The sequence below is a fragment of the Mycobacterium alsense genome (assembly GCF_002086635.1).
GTDB lineage: Bacteria > Actinomycetota > Actinomycetes > Mycobacteriales > Mycobacteriaceae > Mycobacterium > Mycobacterium alsense.
On the sequence record NZ_MVHD01000018.1, the window covers coordinates 25,639 to 45,299 of the forward strand.

A 19,661-nucleotide genomic window follows, 5' to 3' on the forward strand; every position below is an offset into this window, starting at 1 on the left:
GCGCCCCCAGCGCCGCGCTCGCGATCGCCACTAGACCTCGATGACCGTCGGCACGATCATCGGCTGCCGGCGATAGGTCTCGCCGACCCACTTGCCCACGGTGCGGCGCACGCACTGCGCGATCCGCACCGCGTCGGTCACGTTGTCGGCGGCCAGCTGCTCGAGCTCCGCCTCGACCCTGCGCACGACGGGTTCGAGCGCCTTGGGGTCTTCGGAGAAGCCGCGCGAAAGCAGTTGCGGCGCAACGACCGGACGCCCGGAGTCGCGCGCCACCACCACGATCGCCGCGACGAAGCCCGACGACAGGATGAGCCGTTCACCCAGGGTGATGTCGCCGACATCGCCGGTGATCAGGCCGTCGACGAACATCTTGCCCACCGGCACCGCCCCGGAGACGGAGGCCCTCCCGGCGACCAGGTCGACGCTGACGCCGTTCTCGGCCAACAGGATCGATTCCTCGGGCACCCCGGCGCGCGCCGCCAGTTTGGCGTTGGCGCGCAGCATGCGCCAGGTGCCGTGGACCGGCATCACGTTGCGCGGCCGTACCCCGTTGTAGAGGAACAACAGTTCGCCCGCGTACGCGTGGCCCGAAACATGAACGCGCACTTGCTGGTTGGTTACGACGCGGGCCCCGATCTTGGCCAGCGAGTCGATCACCCCGTACACCGCTTCCTCGTTACCGGGTATCAGCGATGACGACAGGATGATCAGGTCCTCCGACGTCAGGGTGATGCTGCGGTGCTCGCCGCGCGACATCCGCGACAACGCCGACATCGGCTCGCCCTGGGTGCCGGTGGTGATCAGCACCACCCGCTCGGGCGGCATCATCTCCGCGGCGGAGATGTCGATCAGGTCGGAGTCGTCCACCCGCAAAAAGCCCAGTTCCCGGGCGATGCCCATGTTGCGCACCATGGACCGCCCCACGAACGACACCCGCCGGCCCAACGCCACTGCGGCGTCGATGATCTGCTGCACCCGGTCCACATTGGAGGCGAAGCAGGCCACGATGACGCGGCCGTCGGCGCCGCGGATCAGCCGGTGCAGGGTGGGGCCCACTTCGCTTTCCGAGGGCCCGACACCGGGTATCTCGGAGTTGGTCGAGTCGCACAAAAACAGGTCCACGCCCGCGTCGCCCAGCCGCGACATGCCGGGCAGGTCGGTGGGGCGGCCGTCGAGCGGAAGCTGGTCGAGTTTGATGTCGCCGGTGTGCAAGACGGTTCCGGCGCCCGTGTGGACCGCGATGGCCAGCGCGTCCGGGATGGAGTGGTTGACGGCGAAGTATTCGCACCCGAAGACGCCGTGCGTGGTGCGCTGCTTCTCCGCCACCTCCACGAAGACCGGCTTGATGCGGTACTCGCGGCATTTCGCGGCCACCAGCGCCAGGGTGAACTTCGAACCGACGACCGGGATGTCGGGGCGCAGCCTCAGCAGGAACGGGATCGCCCCGATGTGGTCCTCGTGGGCGTGGGTCAGCACCAGTGCCTCGATGTCGTCGAGGCGGTCCTCGATGTGGCGCAGGTCCGGCAGGATCAGGTCGACCCCGGGCTCGTCGTGGGTGGGAAACATCACCCCGCAGTCGATGATCAGCAGCCGGCCCAGGTGTTCGAAAACGGTCATGTTGCGGCCGATTTCGCTGATACCGCCCAACGCCGTGACCCGCAGCCCGCCCGGGGTCAAGGGACCGGGCGGGGCGAGGTCTACATCCACTTGTCGGCCACCCTTGGGTTACCTGAGCACCGAGGCCGCGCGCATGTCGGCCGCCAGCGACTCGACCTGTGCGGGCGTTGCCGGCAGTTGCGGTAGCCGGGGATCGCCGGCGTCGATGCCCTGCAGGCGCAGGCCGGCCTTGGACATCGTCACCCCTCCCAGCCGAGACATCGCGTCGCACAGTGGGGCGACGGACCCGTTGATCTTGCGGGCGGTGCTGACGTCCCCGGAGTTGAAGGCGGACAACAACTCTCGGAGCTGTCCCGCGGCCAGGTGGCCGATCACGCTGATGAAGCCGGTGGCGCCCATCGCCAGCCAGGGCAGGTTCAGCGAGTCGTCGCCGGAGTAGTAGGCCAGCCCGGTCTCGGCCATGATCTGGCCGCCGCCGTGCAGGTCGGCCTTGGCGTCCTTGACGCCGACGATGTTGGGATGTTCGGCCAGCGCGCGCAGCGTGTCGGGTTCGATCGGCACGACCGAGCGCGGCGGGATGTCGTAGAGCAGCACCGGCAGGTCGGTGGCGTCGGCGACGGCGGTGAAGTGCGCGATCAGCCCGGCCTGCGTCGGTCGCGAGTAGTACGGCGTGACCACCAGCAGCCCGTGCGCGCCCTCGGCCGCGCAGTCCTTGGCCATCCGGACGCTGTGCGCGGTGTCGTAGGTGCCCGCGCCGGCGATGATGCGGGCCCGGTCCCCCACCGCCTCCAGCACGACGCGCAGCAGCTCGCGCTTCTCGTCGTCGCTGGTGGTCGGCGACTCGCCGGTGGTCCCGGACAGCACCAGGCCGTCGCACCCCGCGCCCACCAGGTGCTTTGCCAGCTTCACCGCGGTGGCGGTGTCCAGGGAGCCATCGGCGGCGAAGGGCGTCACCATCGCGGTCAGCAGGGTTCCCAACCGGGTGGGGGCGTCGAATCCGACGGAGCTCACGATGTTCAGGTTACCTGGCGGTACCAAGGGCTTTTGTCACCGCGCGTGAGCGCGCGTTGCTTGTCCGGCGACACGCCGCTCGGACCGACATTTTGGCGACGCTCGGCGCGTGCAGCCTCAGGCTTCGGTGGCGAAAGGGCTCGTGGCGACCTCGGTGCCGTCGGCCAGGGTGGAGACCTCGAAGTCCGCGAACACGGCCGGTGCGACGTCGACGAGCCGGCGCAGGCACTCGATCGCCAGCCGCCGGATCTCCACGTCGGCGTGCTCGCTGGCGCGCATCGCGATGAAGTGCCGCCACGCCCGGTAGTTGCCGGTCACCACGATACGGGTCTCGGTGGCGTTGGGCAGCACCGCCCGGGCGGCCTGGCGCGCCTGCTTGCGCCGCAGTACCCCCATTTTTTCGTTGGGCTGACCCGTTGCGAACTTGGCCTCCAGCTTGGCCAACAGCTCGGCGTAGGTGGCGCGGCTGGCGTCGGCGGCCGCGGTCAGGATCCGCTGCAGTTCGGGATCGTCGTCCATGCCCGGCGGGACGACGACCCGCGAGTCGCCCTGGGGCACATAGCGTTGCGACAGCTGCGAGTAGGAGAAATGTCGGTGGCGGATCAGCTCGTGGGTGCACGACCGCGAGATGCCGGTGATGTAGAACGACACGCTGGCGTGCTCGAGCACCGAAAAGTGCCCGACTTCGATGATGTGCCTGATGTAGGCGGCGTTGGTCGCCGTCTTGGGGTTGGGCTTCGACCAGCTCTGATAGCAGGCCCGGCCGGCGAACTCGGTCAAGGCGCTGCCGCCGCTGACATCGGAGCCGTCGGGGCCTTCGGTCGTCCACGGCACGTCCGGCGGCGCCAGGAACTCCGTCTTGGCGATCAGTTGCACGCGCAGCGGCGCGGTCTCGGCCACGGCGATCACCTTAGCGAGGGGCGGCGCGGACGCTGATCCTGCCCGACGTCAGCAGCGGCAGCAGGGCGTCGCGGAAGGCGGACAACCGCGCGCACTCGTCGCGGCGCGCGTGGCACAGCGCGCCCAGTGCGGTGATCGTCCGCAGCGCCGCGGGCCCCAACCGCCGGACGTCGCGGACGCGCACCTCGAGCAGGTCGCGCGGGCGGATGCGCTGGTGGCTGCCCGACGTTCCGGCCGCCCGTCCCCGCAGCGCGTCGCTGACCTCGGGGTGCCGCAGCGCGGACCACAGCGCCGAGGTGTCGACACCGAGCGGCCGCAGCACGACGAATTCGGTGCTGGCCAAGGCCATTGGTCGCGGCAGGCGCACGACGTTCCAGATCCGGGGTTTTGTGGGGTTCAGCTTCGCGACCAACACGCACGGCTCCGCGAGGGCGAACTTGCCGCTCTTCACCGATTCCGCGGCGACGACCCGGGGCGTGGCGCCGCCGTCGAACGCCGGAAAGCTGAAGTGGGCCACCACGTCGTCGAAGTCCCGCGGGCCGACCATTTCGGCCGATCGGGAGGCCAGGCTGGACAGCGGCACGCGGTCGGGCACCGCCTCCGCCGTGGCGACCATCAAGGCCTCGGCGGCGTCGATCACGCGCTCGTTGGCGGCGATCTTGTCGTCGAGCGCGCCGAGCAGCTCGGCGATCCGGCGGCGCTGGGGCGCGGCGACGGTCGAGACGGAAACGCCGCGCAGGGTGCTCTGGTTGAGTAGGGGCTGGCCCGATCCGCCCCGCTGTCCGTTGAGCCCGCAGGTGTGCAGCGCGTAATACCAGAACCGGGTTTCCGCCGGGTCCTTGGCCCGACACACGAGCGCGTTGTCGGTGACCCACACGTCGGAGTCGCAGTACCGCAAGCTGCCGCAATAGGATCCGACACGCCCGAGGACGATCAGCGGCCCGGTCGCATTGTGTTGCGCGGCGTAGCCGATCGCGCCGTTGGCACCGTAGACACGGAAGCGGCCGTCCGGCGCCCGCCGGGGCGGGCTGGTCCCATTGCGGAACTCCAGATGGTCGCCGAGGGTGACCCTCACCGCAGGCGTCCCACCTGCTCGCGCACGATCCGGTCCAATCGTGCGGACTCGTCGAGCGCCGCCAGCAGGTCGTCCGTCAGCCGGGCGATCTTGCGGCCCACGGGCTCCCCGTCGTCCGCGGCGGCGGCCGCACCCACGTAGCGCCCCGGCGTCAGCGCGTAGCCCGCGGCCCTGATGTCGTTCAGCGACACGGACTTGCAAAATCCCGGAACGTCTTGGTATGTCAAGCCTTTGGCCGTCGCCGACGCCGACCCGCACCACGCGTGGTAGGTGTCGCCGATGCGCACCACCTCCTCGTCGGTCAGGGCGCGTTCCGCGCGGTCCACCAGATAGCCGAGGCCCCTGGCGTCGATGAACAGCACCTGGCCCGACCGGTCGGCCTTGTCCGCGGCGAAAAACCACACGCACACCGGGATCCCGGTGCTGCGGAACAGCTGTGCGGGCAGCGCCACCATGCAAGATACCAGGTCCGCCTCGATGATGCGTGCACGAATGTCGCCTTCCCCCAGTGTTTTCGACGACATCGAGCCGTTGGCCATCACCACACCGGCCTTCCCGCCCGGGGCGAGCTTGGACAGGATGTGCTGAATCCAGGCGAAGTTCGCGTTGCCGGCCGGCGGGACGCCGAAGCGCCAGCGCGGGTCTTCTTCGTCGCGGGCCCAGTCCTTGATGTTGAACGGCGGGTTGGCCATCACGTAGTCCATCAGCACGCCGGCGTGCTGGTCGTCGGCGAAGGTGTCGGCCGACCGTGTCCCGAGGTCGGCGCCGTCGATGCCGTGGACGGCGAGGTTCATCTTGGCCATCCGCCAGGTCTGCTCGACGCTCTCCTGACCGTAGATCGAGACCCGCGCGGGATCGCCGTCGTGCTCGGCGACGAATTGCTCGGTGCGGACGAACATTCCGCCCGAGCCGCAGCACGGGTCGTACACCCGGCCGCTCGACGGTTCGAGGACCTCGACGATCACCCGCACGACGCTGGGCGGGGTGAAGAACTCGCCGCCCCGCCTGCCTTCCGACCGGGCGAAGTTGCCCAGGAAGTATTCGTACACGTCGCCCATCAGGTCCCGCGCCCGAGGGCCGCCGTCGGGACCCAACAGCGCGCCGTCGAGCAGCCGCAGCAGCTCACCGAGCCGGCGCCCGTCGAGGTTCTGGTACAGCCGGGGCAGCGCCGCGGCCGCCATCGCGTCGTCGACGAGCCGGCCGATGGCGGGAGAATCCGCGTTGTCCACCAACGACTTCCATTCCGGCTCGGCGGCGTGCCTGAGGAACACCAGCCCCAAGATGGCATCCTTGTACTGGCCGGCCGACAGCGACCCCCGCAGCTTTTCGGCCGCCTTCCACAGCGTGGCCTTGAGTTCTCTGGAAGTCGGCGGGGACATCAGCGACCGGCCGGGTGACCGCTCGAGCTCATGGCAGAAAGGTACCTCGCGGTGGCAGATCATCGAGACAGCTTCGCGGCGCGCCGCAGGTCCCCGGCCAGATCGCCGCGGTCGGCCACGCTGAACCCGCCCAGACCCAGCCACGACGCCATCGACTCCAGCTCGCCCGCCAACGCCGCGGCGACCCGCGCCCGCGGCCTGCCGGGCTCCGCGAACGCGCCGACCACCCTGAGCGAGTCGGCGGCGCGGTCGGCCTTGAGATCCACCCGCGCGACCAGCTCGCCGTCCATCAGCAGCGGCCACACGTAGTAGCCATACCGGCGTTTGGCGGCCGGGGTGTAGATCTCGATGCGGTAGTGGAAATCGAAGAGCCGCTCGACGCGGGGCCGGAAGAAGATCAACGGGTCGAACGGGCACAGCAGCGCGGTGCCGCGGTCGAAGCGCGGCACCGCCCGCCCGGCCCGCAGGTAGGCCGGGGCGGACCAGCCGTCGACCTCGACGCGCTCGATCTCGCCGGCGGCGAGCAGCCCGGCGAGCGCCGGCGTGGTCTGCTGGGCAGACAGCCGAAAGTAGTCGCGGATGTCGGCCTCGGTGCCCACGCCCAGCGCGCTCGCGGCCCGCAGGGTGAGCTCGCGGACGGCCTCGTCGTCGTCGATCTCGCGGGCCAGCACGCCGGGCGGCAGCACCCGCTCGACCAGGTCGTAGTGGCGGGCGAAGCCCACCCGGGTGGCGGTCGTGAGCACCCCGGAGGCGAACAGCGCCTCGGCGACCCACTTGGTGTCGCTGCGCGTCCACCAGGTCCCCTTCTTGCGCCGCGGTTCGCCGTGGATAGCGGCCAGGTGGGCCTCGATCTGCCCGGCGGTGCTGGGCCCGAGCTCCGCGACGGCGGCGACGATGGCGTCGGCGAGCTGCGGATTGTCCCTGGCGATGTGCGTGCGCCAGCGGCCGTGGCGGTACTGGCGCATCCGCCAGCGCAGCAGCGGCCAGTCGTCGACGGCCATCAGCGCCGCTTCGTGGGCCCAGTACTCGGCGAGCAGCCGTGACGAGCGCGGGCCCCAGGCCGCGCGGTCCAGCACGTCGCGGTCGTAGGGGCCGAGCCGGCTGAACACCGGCGCGTAGTGGGCACGCACCGCCACCGACACCGAATCCAATTGCAGCACTTGGATTCTCGATATCAGCCGCTTCAGATGCGCGCGGGTGACCGCACCGGTGGGCCGCAGTTCGCTAAACCCTTGGGCCGCAACGGCTGTCCGCCGAGCCTGCGCGGCGGTCATCCTCGGGATGGACACGGCGCCGAGAATACCGGCCGCATCCGACATTCCCGGCCGCGACGCTTACCGCGCGGCTACCTTCGCCGCCGACTTCTCCGCCGACTTCTCCGCCGACGGGTTCCCCGACTTCGCCTCCGACGGGTTCTCCGACTTCGCCTCCGACGGGTCCTGTTGTTCCTCGTATGCCGACTCGAGCGCCGCCGGAACCCCTTCCAGGTCGCGGTAGACGCCCATCAGCTGCTCGAGGATCCTGATGCGCTGCCCGCTCGCCTCGTCCACCGCCCGCTGGGCCTGCTCGCGGTCATGATCGGCCTTCTGCTTGGCGTCGGCGAGGAGCTGCTCGCGCGCCCGGTCGGCGTCCTCGCGCATGCTGGCCAGCTCGGCCTCGAGCTTGTCCTTGGCTTCCTGGTACTCGGCCTCCATGGCCTTGCGCCGCGCCTCCAGGTCGGCCAGCACCTCCTGGTGCTTGCGCCGCTCGGCCTCGATCTCGGCCTCCGCCGCCGCGATCAGCGCCTCCGCCTCGGCCCGCGCCTCGGCCTGCATCTCGGAAACCTCGTCGACCGCCCGCCGCAGCATCTGCGCCATCCGCTTTTGCATCGCGTGGGGAGACGGCGAGGTGTCGGTGAGGACGGCGACCTCCTTGCGCAGGGCGGCCGCTTCGTCGCCGGACTCCTTCAGGCGCGCCCGCAGGCTCTCGACGTCGTCGAGCAGCAACTGCTGCTTTGTGGTCAGCATCTCGATGTGGGCGTCGACCGCCGCGGGGTCATAGCCCCGGAACATGCGCGTGAACGTCTTCGCGGGTTCGGTTATCACTGCCAATTTTCCCCTCCTGGAAACGCCTCGTAGACCCCGTGCGCCCCGACCCCAGACTTCCGAGTATGTCAGCGAGTATGTCAGCGAGTATGTCACCGTGCGATCGGCGCCGGTGCGCGCGCTTACGTCCGACGGTAGCTGTGAAACCGGTACCGCAGCCCGGTGCGGCTGCTCAGCCACTCCCCCGTCTCGCCCACCCATCCTTCGTCGAGCGCCGGGGCCAGCGCGTCCTCGTCGTCGCGCACCAGGTCGATCTCGACCTCGGTGACCTCGCAGCGGGCGGCCAGCGGCAGCGCGAGCCCGTACACCTCCGCACCCCCGATCACCCACGCCTGCGGCCCGGATTCGAAAATGGCCGCCGCGGCCTCCATCGAGCCCACCACCTCGGCCCCCTCGGCCACGAAGTCGGGCCGGCGCGAGAGCACCACGTTGCGACGCCCGGGCAGCGGGCGCACCTGAGCCGGCAGCGACTCCCAGGTCCGCCGCCCCATGACCACCGTGTGTCCCATGGTGATCTGCTTGAAGCGGGCCAGGTCCTCCGGCACGCGCCACGGGATGTCGCCGCCGCGCCCGATCACGCCGGAAGTCGACTGAGCCCAGACGAGGCCCACGGTGCTCAACGGCGCCGCTCTCCCCCGCGAGCTGGCGGGGCCCCCACGTCGCCGGCGCGCGTCATACGGCGACGGGGGCTTTGATCGCCGGGTGCGGATCGTAATTCTTCACCACGACGTCATCGTACGTGTAGTCGAAGATCGAATCCCGCTGGGCCAGAACAAGTTCCGGATACGGGCGGGGCTCACGGGTGAGCTGGAGCCGCGCCTGTTCGACGTGGTTGTCGTAGATATGGCAGTCGCCGCCGGTCCAGACGAACTCGCCGACCTGCAGCCCGGCCTGGGCGGCCATCATGTGGGTGAGCAGCGCATAGCTGGCGATGTTGAACGGGACCCCGAGGAAAAGGTCCGCGCTGCGCTGGTAGAGCTGGCAGCTCAGGCGCCCGTCGGCCACGTAGAACTGGAAGAACGCGTGACAGGGCGGCAGCGCCATTTTCGGAATGTCGCCGACGTTCCAGGCCGAGACGATGATGCGCCGCGAGTCGGGGTCGGTGCGCAGCAGCTCCAGCGCGGCGCTGATCTGGTCGACGTGCTCGCCGGTCGGCGTCGGCCAGGACCGCCACTGCACGCCATAGATCGGCCCGAGATCGCCCGTGCTGCTTGCCCATTCGTCCCAGATGGTGACGCCGTGCTCCTGCAGCCAGGCGACGTTGGAGTCGCCGCGCAGGAACCACAGCAACTCGTAGACGACCGATTTGAAATGCACCTTCTTGGTGGTCAGCAACGGGAAGCCGACCGACAGGTCGTACCGCAGCTGCTGGCCGAACAGGCTGCGGGTCCCCGTGCCGGTGCGGTCGGATTTGGCCGCGCCCCGCTCGAGCACCAGGCGCAGCAGGTCCTCGTAGGGCGTGGGGATCGGCACGCGGCCAGCTTAGCGGTGATCGCGAGGGCGGCGGAGCCGGACGCGGCGGGTCACCGCCAATAGTTCAGCGGTGATCGCGGGGGCGGCGGAGCCGGACGCGGCGGGTCACCGCGATGAATCCAGCTCTGGGGCCCAGGAGTAGAACGGTGCCATGCCGAACATCAAAGACAGCATCACCACTCCCGACGGCTCCTGCCCAGTCCGCCTCTTCACCCCCGACGGCTCCGAAGGCCCCTGGCCCGGCGTCGTGATGTACTGCGATGCCGGCGGGGTGCGCGACACCTTCGACCAGATGGCCGCCAAGCTGGCCGGATTCGGGTATGCCGTGCTGCTTCCCGACGTGTACTACCGCAGCGGGGACTGGGCCCCGTTCGACATGGCCACGGTCTTCGGCGACGCGAAGGAGCGCAACCGGCTGTTCGCGATGATCGGCAGCGTCACGCCGGACAAGATGGCCGTCGACGCCGGCGCCTTCTTCGACTACCTGGCCTCCCGGCCCGAGGTGTCCGGGAGCCGCTTCGGCGTGTGCGGCTACTGCATGGGTGGGCGCACCTCGCTGGTGGTGGCCGGCCGCCTTCCCGAACGCGTGGCCGCCGCGGCGTCGTTCCACGGCGGCGGGCTGGTCACCGACGGCGCGGACAGCCCGCACCTGCTGGCCGACCGGATGACGGCCACTCTGTACGTGGGCGGCGCCGAAAACGATGCGTCGTTCACGTCCGATCACGCCGAACAACTCGACAAGGCGCTGACGGCGGCCGGGGTGGACCACACGATCGAGTGGTATTCGGCGGGGCACGGGTTCGCCGTTCCGGACAACCCCCCGTACGACGTCGCCGCCGACGAGCGGCACTGGGCGGCGATGACGGAGACGTTCGGCGCGGCGCTGCCGCGGGCGGCCGAATGAAAAGTCGTCGAAAGGGCGAAACGGCGGGCATTTCCCCGGCGCCGAGAACGCCCAATCGTCGGAGTTAGCGGCGCACCCGTAACGTGGGGTTGCTGCCGCCGCGCTCACCGGCCGGACCGCCGCCCGCGGAGTTAGCGAAGTTCGTTGGAAGGCGTTTGCTGTGGAATGGTCGCGCGCCGCAGGGCGACGAATAGCGCGGGCGGTCAGCTAGTGACGGACATCGGGAATTGCATGCCCATATTGGCGGCTACCACCCGAAATAATTGGGCGTATGGCAAATAGCTTAATAGAGCTAACGAACTATGGACTTTGTACCGTCCCCGCGCATAATATTTGCCGTCAGCGCATTTAGGCCGGAGTGCGCTTATCCCCGAGTCGGGGCATGGCCGAAGGCCACGAAGGGCGGATGGTGATCACGAAGAATCCCACAGCCGTCAATGGTCGACGAGTCGACCGTCGAATCCCGCGGCCGCCCAACCAAATGCCCATCGACGAACTGCGACGGATGCCCGCGTTGGTCGTCCTGGAGCGGCTACCCGCCCCGGCCCTGGCGGTCGACCGCGTGGGGACCATCCTGTTCGCCAACGGCTCGTTCTGCGACATGCTGGGCTACTCGTGCGACGAACTGCTCACGATGGATTTCGAAGGCATCTTCTTCCGCCCGCCGGACGAAGACCGCTGGGTTGCGCTGGTCGGCACGGGCACCAGCCGCCTCGTCGAGTTGCGGCACAAGTCGGGCCATGCGGTGTGGGCCAGCATGAGCAAGTCGGCGATGCGCCGCCGCGACGACACCGTCGCGCTGGTCACCTTCCACGACCGCACCGAAGAGCTCTGGCTCAACGACGACGCGCCGGATCACGAGACCGGCAGGTTGACCGACTGGGCCACTCGCGCGCGGTGACGATACGGGGTGCCCAGCGCGAGCTGGTCACTCTTGGCGCGCTTGAGGTAGAGGTGCGCCGGATACTCCCAGGTCATCCCGATGCCGCCGTGTAGTTGCACGCACTCCTCGGCGGCGTTCACCGCGACCCCGCTGCAATAGGCCTGCGCGATGCTCCCGGCGACGTCGGCGTCGTCATCTCCCCGCGCGCGGGTGTCGGCGGCGTAGCGGGCCGCCGCCGTCGCCGCCCCGACCTCGAACCACAGGTCCGCCAGCCGGTGTTTGATCGCCTGGTAGGAGCCGATCGCGCGGCCGAACTGCTTGCGCTGCTTGGCATAGTCGAGCGTGGTGTCGAAACACCACTGCGCCAGGCCGAGCTGCTCGGACGCGAGCAGCGTCGCCCCCGCCTGCAGGGCCGCCGCGATCGGCCCGTCCGCCGCGCCGACCCGCGTCGATTGCGCTCCCGAGAAACGCACGTCCGCAAGGGGTCTCGTCATGTCCAGCGCCAGCACGGGCAAGACCTCGACACCGGCGGCGGAGCAAGACACGGTGTGCAGTTCGAGGCCGTCGTGGCCCGCGACCGGCACCACCAGGACGTCGGCCGCATCGGCCCCGGCGACGCTGCTGACCGATCCGCTGACGCCGTCGGCGCCGGCGCTCACCCCGGCGATCGGCTCCCACGGTGCCGCCGACAGCGGCACCGCCAGCGCCGCGGTCAGCGAACCGCGGGCCAGCTCGGGCAGAATCTCGGTTTCACCGGCCTCCAACAGCGCGACCGTGGCGAGCACCGCGCTGGACAGGTACGGCACCGGGGCGACGGCGCGGCCGATCTCCTCCATCACGACGGCGGCTTCGCGGGCGCCGGCCCCGGCCCCGCCGAGCGACTCGGGCACCAACAGGCCGGCCACCCCCAGCTCGGCCGCCAGTGTCCGCCACAGGTCCGAAAAGTCTTGCGGTGGTTGCTCGTACGCCTTCGCCACCGACTCCGGTGGGCAGCGATCGGCGAACAGGTGGCGGACGCTGTCGCGCAGCGCCTCCTCGGTGTCGGAGTACAGCAGGTCGCCGGCGCTCATTGGTCCCCCTTGTTCAGGTCCTTGAAGGCGACGTCCTTGTCGACGCGGTGTTCGCCGGGCAGCCCGAGGATGCGCTCGGAGATGGTGTTGCGCAAGATCTCCGACGTGCCGCCCTCGATCGAGTTGCCGCGCGCCCGGAGGTAGCGGTAGCCGGGCTCGCGTCCGATCAGGTCGACCGTTTCGGGCCTGCGCATGGTCCAGTCGTCGTAGCGCAGCCCGGCCTCGCCGTGCAGCTCGATCTCGAATCCCGAGATCGCCTGCGCCAGACGGGCGAAAGCGACCTTCATGCCGGCGCCCTCGGGTCCGGGCTGACCCGAGCTGGCCTGTTGTCGCAGCCGCTCACCGGTCAGCCGCAGCACCTCCGCGTCCACCCACAGCCGCATCAGCTCGTCGTGCATGGCGGGATCTCGCAAGCCCGGCTCCTTGCGCCAGGCCGCGGTGACCTTGCCGATGTGGCCGCCTTCCCGCGGCATGCCGGAGCGGGAGCCGATCGCGACACGCTCGTGGTTGAGCGTGGTCGTCGCGACCCGCCAGCCGCCGCCCTCGGGGCCGAGCCGGTTGGCGTCGGGCACCCGGACATCGGTGAGGAACACCTCGTTGAACTCCGCCTCGCCGGTGATCTGGCGCAGCGGCCGGACCTCGACGCCGGGTTGCGTCATGTCGCACAGAAAGTACGTCAGGCCTTGGTGTTTGGGCACCGCGGGGTCGTTGCGCGCGACCAGGATGGCCATCTGTGCGTGCTGCGCCTGCGACGTCCACACCTTTTGGCCGTTGACGATCCAATCATCACCGTCGCGGACCGCGCGCGTGGCGACCCCGGCCAGGTCCGATCCGGCGCCCGGTTCGCTGAACAGCTGACAATAGATCTGCTCGCCGGTGAACAACGGCCGCAGGAACTTTCGCTTCTGCTCGTCGGTGCCGAAGGCCGCGATCGTGGGAGCGGCCATGCCCATTCCGATGTAGTTCTTGGCGGTGCCGCCGACCGGCGCCCCGGCGGCGCTGAGCCGCGCGTTGACGAGTTCCTGCGCCTTGCGCGGCAGGCCGAGCCCGCCGAATCCCTCCGGAAAATAAACCCAGGCAAGCCCCGCATCGTACTGCGCACCAAGGAATTCCCGCGGGTCGCTGGTCGCCGGGTCGTGCTCGTCGAGCAGGGCCCGCAGGCGGGCGTCGAGGTCGTCGGTGTTCATCGGTTGCCCTCCGGCCGCGACTGGAATCCCTGTGCGGCGCCGAGCAACAGGCCGCCGTCGATGACCATCGTCTCGCCGGTGATCCAGCTCGCCGCGTCGGAAACCAGGAAGGCCACCGCGTGCGCGACGTCGACCGGCTCACCGATGCGGCCGAGCGCGATCGACGCGGCCAGAGGGTCCTCGTTGTCCTTCCACAGCGCCTCGGCCAACCGGGTGCGCACCACCCCGGGCGCGATCGCGTTGACGCGGACGCGCGGTGAAAGTTCCAGCGCCAGTTGCTTGGTTACGTGGATCAGCGCGGCCTTGGTGGCGTTGTACATGCCCATCGCCGGTGACTGGTGCAGGCCGCCGATCGACGCGGTGTTGACGATCGCGCCGCCGTGCTCGCCCATCCACGACTTCACCACGAGCGAGGTCCACAGCAGCGGGGCCCACAGGTTGACCTCGAAGATCTTGGTGAACCGGGCGTGGTCCTGGTCGATCAGCGGGCCGTAGGCCGGGTTGGTTCCGGCGTTGTTGACCAGGATGTCGACGCTGCCGAAGCGCTCCAGCGTCAGATCCACGCAGCGCCGCGCCGCGTCCTCGTCGACGGCGTGCGCCCCGACGCCCAGGGCCTTCTCGCCGACCTGCGCCGCGGCCGCCTCCGCCGCCTCCCGCTTGCGGGCGGTCAACACCACGTCGGCGCCGGCGGCGGCCAATTGCTGGGCGATCGCCAACCCGATTCCGCGCGAGGCACCCGTGATGATCGCGGTGCGACCGGTCAAATCCAGTGAGGTCATGGTGTGCCTTTCCTAGCGCGGAAGCGAACGATGCTTCGCTACCACAAGTTCGCTACTACAAGTTCGCTACAAAAAGTTCGCTACCACAAGTTCGCTACAGGGATGTTTTACACATGTGGGTGCGTGGTATGCGACCCGCATGTCCACGAAATTAACCCTCACGCAAAGACTGGTGGTGGGCGGGGCGGCGGCCGCGGCGATCGCGGTCGCGCCGATCGCCGTCACCGGTTCCATGGCTTCGAGTGCTTTGGTGGCGGGGCCCACCGGCCCCGCGCCCACGCACGTCGTGTTCAAGGACCAGCCGGGCGGGGGCGGCTGCGACAACAACGGCAACTGCGGCTCCGGCGGCCAGAACAACGGGCCGGGCGGCGGCCCGGGCGGACAGGGCTGCGTGCCGGGGGTCGGCTGCGGCTCCGGCGGCCAGTTCGCCGGTCCCGGCGGCGTTCCCGGCGGCCAGGGCTGCCTGCCCGGCGTCGGCTGCGGCTCCGGCCACGGATAGCGGTTCACCCCGAGCCCCCCGGGAGCCTGGAAATCCAGGCCCGGGAGTCGGCGGGGTCGATGACGTCGTCGAGCTCGAACGTGGTGGCCGCGCGTAGCGCCTTGCCGTGCTCGTAAGCCGCCGCGACGAGCTTGTCGAACAGCTTGTCGCGCTCGACCGGATCCGCCTCGGCCGCAAGCTCTTTGCTGAACCCGAGGCGCACGGCTCCTTCCAGTCCCATGCCGCCGATCTCCCCGGTCGGCCACGCCACTGTGAATTGCGGCGCCCGAAACGAGCCGCCGGCCATCGCCATCGCACCCAGCCCGTAGCCTTTGCGCAGGATGATCATCCCCAGCGGCACAGTCAATTTCGCGCCGAGCACGAACATCCGGCCGAAGCGACGGACGGCGGCCTCCTTCTCCGCGTCCGGCCCGACCATGAATCCGGGGGTGTCGCACAGCGAGATCACCGGCAGCCGAAACGACTCGCACAGGGCGAGGAAGTCGCCCGCCTTGTCGGCGGCCTCCGCGTCGATCGCGCCACCGAGGTGGTGGGTGCTGTTGGCGATCAGGCCGTATGCCGTCCCCTCGACGCGCACCAGCGCGGTGACGATCCCGACGCCGTAGTCGGGCCGCAGCTCGAGGACGGATCCGACGTCGACGATCGAGTCGATCGCCTTGCGCACGTCGTACGCCCGTAATCGGTTCTCGGGCACCACATGTCGAATCAGCCGCGGATCGGGCACGTCCCAGTGGTCCACGCTGCCCTGGAAATACGACAGGTACTGCTTGGCCAGCGCGACCGCGTGCGCCTCGTCGCGGGCGACCAGGCTCACCACACCGTTGTGCCGCTGCACGTCGATCGGGCCGATCGCCTCCGGCGGGTACACGCCCAGACCGCCGCCCTCGATCATGGCCGGCCCGCCCATCCCGATGTTGGCGTCCGGGGTCGCGATGATCACGTCGCAGACCCCGGCCAGGGCCGCGTTGCCGGCGAAGCAGCGGCCCGAGACGATCGAAACCAGCGGGACCCGGCCGTTCAGGCCCGCCAGCATCCGGAAGGTCGGCACGTCCAGCCCGGCCACGCCCCCGACGTCGGTGTCGCCGGGCCTGCCCCCGCCACCCTCGGCAAACAGCACCACCGGCAGGCGTTTTCGGCCCGCCAGCTCGAAGACGCGGTCGGTCTTGGCGTGGTTGCGCATGCCCTGCGTGCCGGCCAGCACGGTGTAGTCGTAGGACGCGACGACCGCCTCGGCCGCGGCCCGCCCGAAACGCTCCGCGCCGATCGTGGCCAGGCCGGCGACCAGGCCGTCGGCGGGGGTGTTGGCGATCAGGTCCTCCTCGGAGCGCCGGCTGCGCTGGGCGGCGATGGCCAGCGCGCCGTATTCGACGAAGCTGCCCGGGTCGACCAGGTCGGCGATGTTCTCCCGGGCGGTGCGCCGCCCCTGCGCGTGCCGCTTGGTGACGGCCGCCTGCCGACCCCCGTCGAGGGTGAGCAGGTGGCGGTGGGCGACCTCGTCGAGGTCGGCGCGCGGTCGATCGAGATCCACTGCGGCCGAGGGTGATTCGCCCTCGGCGCCGGCGTCGGTGCGGGTGAACACCAGCAGCGGATCGCCGGTTCCGACGACCTGGCCCGGCGCCACGAGCCTGCGGACCGTGCGCAGCGCGTCGGGGGCGGTGAGCACGTGCTGCATTTTCATCGCCTCGAGGACGACCAGCTGCCCGCCGGCGGCGACCTCGGCGCCCTCGGCGGCGACCTCGACCACGGTGCCGGCCAGTTGTGCGCGCAGCGCCTCCTCGCCGGGGTACAGCTCCACCGGGGCCACGCGCACGTCGTGCTGGTGCGCCAGCGCCGCGGCCGCCAGCTCGGGAAGCTTCCCGTCCAGGAAGTCCGTCGTGACCGGGCCCGACCCGATCTGACCGTCGCCCAGCAGCTCTCGCAGAATCCCGATGTTGGTGGCGACGCCCTCGATGGCGAATTCGCCCAGAGCGGTGCGCGCCTTGCGCACCGCCGCGGCCCACGACGGCGCGCGCACGTGGGTGACGACCTTGGCCAGCAGCGAGTCGTAGCGCGGGCTGGTGATCAGGCCCGGCCGGCCGTAGGTGTCGACGCGGACACCGGGACCGCCCGGCGGCGAGAACACCGTCACAGTGCCCGCCGCGGGCGCCACCGAGCCGTCGGCGGCCAAGGTCTCCATGTTGACACGGGCCTGGATCGCGATGCCCCGACGCGCGGCCGGCTCACCGATGACTTCGGTTCCGTCCGAAGCGATCCCGGCCGGAAGGCCCAGCGCGTAGTACGACGCGCCGCCGGCGATGGCCAGCTGGACGGCCACCAGGTCCACGCCGGTGGTTTCCTCGGTGACGGTGTGTTCGACCTGGATGCGCGGGTTGATCTCGAGGAACGCGAACTCGTCGCCGGCGACCAGGAACTCGACCGTGGCCAGCCCGCGCAGCCCGACCTTGGCGCACAGCCGCGCCGCGGCCTGGTGCAGAGCGCGGCGCAGCGCGTCCGAAAGCCCTTGTGCCGGGGCGACTTCAATCAGCTTCTGGTAGCGCCGCTGGATGCTGCAGTCGCGGTCGCCGAGGGCCAGGGCATGCGTCTGATGCCCGGCCGGCGCGCCCACCACCTGGACCTCGATGTGCCGCGCGGCGTCGAGGACCGCCTCGGCGAACAGCGCGGGATCGCCGAACCCGAGTCGCGCCTCCGCGGCGCAGTGGCGGTAGGCGGCGTCGACCTCGTCGGCGTCGCGCACCTTGCGCATTCCCCGGCCGCCGCCGCCGGCGAGCGCCTTGATCATGACGGCGCCGCCCCGGCGGGCGAGGAACGCCTTGACGTCCTCGACGCTGCTCGGCCCCTCGGTCGCCGGCAGCACCGGGACACCGGCGGCCGTCGCGGCGGCGCGGGCCGACGACTTGTTGCCGACCAGCTCGAGCACGCCGGGATCCGGGCCGACGAAGGTGTAGCCGGCCGCGGCGCAGGCGCGGGCGAATTCGGCGTTCTCGGCCAGGAACCCGTAGCCCGGGTGGATCAGCTCGGCACCGGACTTCTTGGCCGCCGCCAACACCTCGGCGTGGTCGAGGTAGGCGCCCGGTCCGGCGCCCGGCAGGCCGATCGCCTCGTCGGCGGCGTGCACGTGCGGGCTGTCCGCGTCATCTTCGGCGTATACCGCCACCGTCCGGATCCCCAATTCGGTTGCGGTGCGGATGATGCGCAGCGCGATCTCACCGCGGTTGGCGATCAACAGGGCGGCGCTCACCGTAGCGGGTCACCCCATCGCACCTGCCCGCGGAGCTTGGTCTTGAGTAGCTTGCCGCCGGCGTTACGCGGCAACGCCTCGGTCACCACGGTGACGTACTGGGGAACCTTGAAATCGGCCAGCCTGGCGCCGCAGTGTTCGAGCACGGCCGGCACGTCGATCTCCGCGTCCCCGGCGACCAGGACGGCGCCGACCTTCTCGCCCATGACCTCGTCGGGCACCGCCAGCACGCAGGCGTCGGCGACGTTGGGCGCCCCCAGCAGCACCGCCTCGACCTCGACGCTGGACACGTTCTCGCCGCCGCGGTTGATGATGTCCTTGAGCCGGTCGATGATGTGCACCCGCCCCGCGTCGTCGACCCGGACCACGTCGCCGGTGTGCAACCAGCCGTCCCTGATGGTCGCCGCGGTCGCCTCGGGCCGATTCCAGTAGCCCGCAGTGACATTGGCGCCGCGGGTGACCAGCTCGCCCACCCCGGGCTCGGCACCATCGGCCCGCTCACCGAAAGGGACCAGACCGAGGTCCACCGAGGGCACGGCGTAGCCGACGGAGTCGGCGTGCTCGACGGCGTCGCGGTCCGGCAGGACGGTCATCAGCGAGGCCGACTCGGTCATGCCGTAGCCGTTGAACACGGTGGCGCCGGCGAACGCCTCCTTCACCGAGGCCACCAGCGACGGCGCGATCGGTGCGCCGCCGTAGCCCACCCAACGCACGCCGGACACGTCGGCGCCGGCGAAGGCCTTGTGCCGCAACATCAACGCATAGATCGCGGGAACGGTCACCATCACCGAAATGCGCTCTGCGGATAGCGTGGCGATCAACTCGTCGAGGTTGAGTGCGGGCATGATCACCGACGCGCCGCCGAGGCGGGTGGCGGCCAAAAGCTGTGAGTTGCACCCGGTCACGTGGAACAGCGGCACCGAGATCAGCGTGCGCATCGCTTCGCCGAGATCGCGCGGCTGATCGAGGCACCGGATCGCGTTCTCGGTGTTGGTCAGGAACGCCTCGTGGGTGGTGGGCACGCCCTTGGGGTGGCCGGTGGTGCCCGACGTGTAGAACAGCGCGGCGGTGTCCGCGCGGCCGAGTTGCTCCGTCACGAAGGGCGGACCGTCGGGCAGCGGCGCGTCGGCGGAGAGGTCTATCCGCGCATCGGAGTCCGTCAGGACGAACTCGACCTCCGGTCGCGCCGAACGCGTATTGACCGCCACAACAACGCCGCCGGCCATCACGGCGCCCCAGAACGCCAGCACCCAGTCGGTGCCCGCGGGATGGCGCACGGCGACCCGGTCGCCGGGTTTCAGGCCGACCGCGCGCAACCCGCCGGCGACCCGCGCCGCGCGGTCCCACAGCTGCCGGTAGGTCAGCCGGCCACCGCCCAGCTCGACCACCGCCTCGCCGTCGGGGCGCGCGTCGACCTGCTCGGCGAGCATGTCCAGCAGGGTGGCGGGCAGCTCGTCGTAGCGCGGGATGCCGTCGGCGTCGCGGGACACCCCCGTCGTTGGGAATGGGTTGTGGTCCCGCGAGATTTCGATCACTGGAGGCATGCCCGGTTCCTACTTTCC

General features: G+C 70.4%; 17 protein-coding genes. 3 read left to right on the top strand and 14 right to left on the bottom strand.

Features of this window, described 5'->3' with window-relative positions:
- Positions 1 to 30: 30 nt before the first annotated feature.
- The 9 genes from BST11_RS12690 to BST11_RS12730 all read right to left on the bottom strand — a co-directional run bounded on the left by BST11_RS12690 (position 31) and on the right by BST11_RS12730 (position 9,539).
- Positions 31 to 1,707: a ribonuclease J gene (locus tag BST11_RS12690; RefSeq protein WP_083138317.1), complete on the bottom strand. Its 1,677-nt coding sequence runs from the start codon at positions 1,705 to 1,707 to the stop codon at positions 31 to 33.
- Between the two features lie 18 nt (positions 1,708 to 1,725).
- Positions 1,726 to 2,628 carry a 4-hydroxy-tetrahydrodipicolinate synthase gene (dapA, locus tag BST11_RS12695; protein WP_083138318.1) on the bottom strand — a complete coding sequence of 301 codons (903 nt, stop codon included), beginning with the start codon at positions 2,626 to 2,628 and terminating at the stop codon, positions 1,726 to 1,728.
- A 117-nt stretch (positions 2,629 to 2,745) separates the two neighbouring features.
- On the bottom strand, positions 2,746 to 3,528 hold the full coding sequence (gene thyX, locus BST11_RS12700) for an FAD-dependent thymidylate synthase (protein ID WP_083138362.1): 783 nt from the start codon (positions 3,526 to 3,528) through the stop codon (positions 2,746 to 2,748).
- 10 nt (positions 3,529 to 3,538) lie between these two features.
- Positions 3,539 to 4,603: a restriction endonuclease subunit S gene (locus BST11_RS12705; protein WP_083138319.1), complete on the bottom strand. Its 1,065-nt coding sequence runs from the start codon at positions 4,601 to 4,603 to the stop codon at positions 3,539 to 3,541.
- Positions 4,600 to 5,982 carry a type I restriction-modification system subunit M gene (locus BST11_RS12710; RefSeq protein WP_083138363.1) on the bottom strand — a complete coding sequence of 461 codons (1,383 nt, stop codon included), beginning with the start codon at positions 5,980 to 5,982 and terminating at the stop codon, positions 4,600 to 4,602. Before BST11_RS12710 ends, BST11_RS12705 begins: the two co-directional genes overlap by 4 nt.
- 59 nt (positions 5,983 to 6,041) lie before the next feature.
- On the bottom strand, positions 6,042 to 7,301 hold the full coding sequence (locus BST11_RS12715) for a winged helix-turn-helix domain-containing protein (RefSeq protein WP_083138320.1): 1,260 nt from the start codon (positions 7,299 to 7,301) through the stop codon (positions 6,042 to 6,044).
- A gap of 15 nt (positions 7,302 to 7,316) precedes the next feature.
- Positions 7,317 to 8,066: a DivIVA domain-containing protein gene (locus tag BST11_RS12720; protein ID WP_083138321.1), complete on the bottom strand. Its 750-nt coding sequence runs from the start codon at positions 8,064 to 8,066 to the stop codon at positions 7,317 to 7,319.
- 122 nt (positions 8,067 to 8,188) lie between these two features.
- The gene (locus BST11_RS12725; RefSeq protein WP_244897633.1) at positions 8,189 to 8,686 is read right to left on the bottom strand and encodes a dihydrofolate reductase; all 498 of its coding nucleotides are present in this window, start codon (positions 8,684 to 8,686) and stop codon (positions 8,189 to 8,191) included.
- A 52-nt stretch (positions 8,687 to 8,738) separates the two neighbouring features.
- The gene (locus BST11_RS12730) at positions 8,739 to 9,539 is read right to left on the bottom strand and encodes a thymidylate synthase (RefSeq protein ID WP_083138323.1); all 801 of its coding nucleotides are present in this window, start codon (positions 9,537 to 9,539) and stop codon (positions 8,739 to 8,741) included.
- A gap of 151 nt (positions 9,540 to 9,690) precedes the next feature.
- Here BST11_RS12730 and BST11_RS12735 point away from each other — a divergent pair, with 151 nt between their 5' ends.
- Positions 9,691 to 10,443 (top strand): dienelactone hydrolase family protein, encoded by a 753-nt coding sequence (locus BST11_RS12735; protein ID WP_083138324.1) that lies wholly within the window; start codon positions 9,691 to 9,693, stop codon positions 10,441 to 10,443.
- A gap of 505 nt (positions 10,444 to 10,948) precedes the next feature.
- Entirely contained in the window at positions 10,949 to 11,344 is a 396-nt protein-coding gene (locus BST11_RS12740; RefSeq protein ID WP_244897634.1) for a PAS domain S-box protein, read from the top strand.
- Here the strand turns inward: BST11_RS12740 and BST11_RS12745 are convergent.
- The 3 genes from BST11_RS12745 to BST11_RS12755 are packed head-to-tail and all read right to left on the bottom strand — an operon-like array spanning position 11,299 to position 14,362.
- Entirely contained in the window at positions 11,299 to 12,396 is a 1,098-nt protein-coding gene (locus BST11_RS12745; RefSeq protein WP_083138326.1) for an acyl-CoA dehydrogenase family protein, read from the bottom strand. The genes BST11_RS12740 and BST11_RS12745 overlap by 46 nt on opposite strands.
- The gene (locus tag BST11_RS12750) at positions 12,393 to 13,583 is read right to left on the bottom strand and encodes an acyl-CoA dehydrogenase family protein (RefSeq protein ID WP_083138327.1); all 1,191 of its coding nucleotides are present in this window, start codon (positions 13,581 to 13,583) and stop codon (positions 12,393 to 12,395) included. Before BST11_RS12750 ends, BST11_RS12745 begins: the two co-directional genes overlap by 4 nt.
- Positions 13,580 to 14,362, bottom strand: coding sequence for an SDR family oxidoreductase (locus BST11_RS12755; protein ID WP_083138328.1), 783 nt, complete (start codon positions 14,360 to 14,362; stop codon positions 13,580 to 13,582). Before BST11_RS12755 ends, BST11_RS12750 begins: the two co-directional genes overlap by 4 nt.
- A gap of 139 nt (positions 14,363 to 14,501) precedes the next feature.
- On the opposite strand from BST11_RS12755, the gene BST11_RS12760 reads away from it, so the two are divergent.
- Positions 14,502 to 14,861: a PE-PGRS family protein gene (locus BST11_RS12760; protein WP_083138364.1), complete on the top strand. Its 360-nt coding sequence runs from the start codon at positions 14,502 to 14,504 to the stop codon at positions 14,859 to 14,861.
- A gap of 4 nt (positions 14,862 to 14,865) precedes the next feature.
- Here BST11_RS12760 and BST11_RS12765 read toward each other — a convergent pair whose 3' ends face one another.
- Complete coding sequence (locus tag BST11_RS12765) at positions 14,866 to 18,099, bottom strand: acetyl-CoA carboxylase family protein (RefSeq protein WP_083138329.1); 3,234 nt, start codon at positions 18,097 to 18,099, stop codon at positions 14,866 to 14,868.
- A complete protein-coding gene (locus BST11_RS12770) occupies positions 18,096 to 19,643 on the bottom strand; it encodes a class I adenylate-forming enzyme family protein (RefSeq protein WP_211284703.1) in 1,548 nt (515 codons plus the stop codon). Before BST11_RS12770 ends, BST11_RS12765 begins: the two co-directional genes overlap by 4 nt.
- Between the last annotated feature and the right edge of the window lie 18 nt (positions 19,644 to 19,661).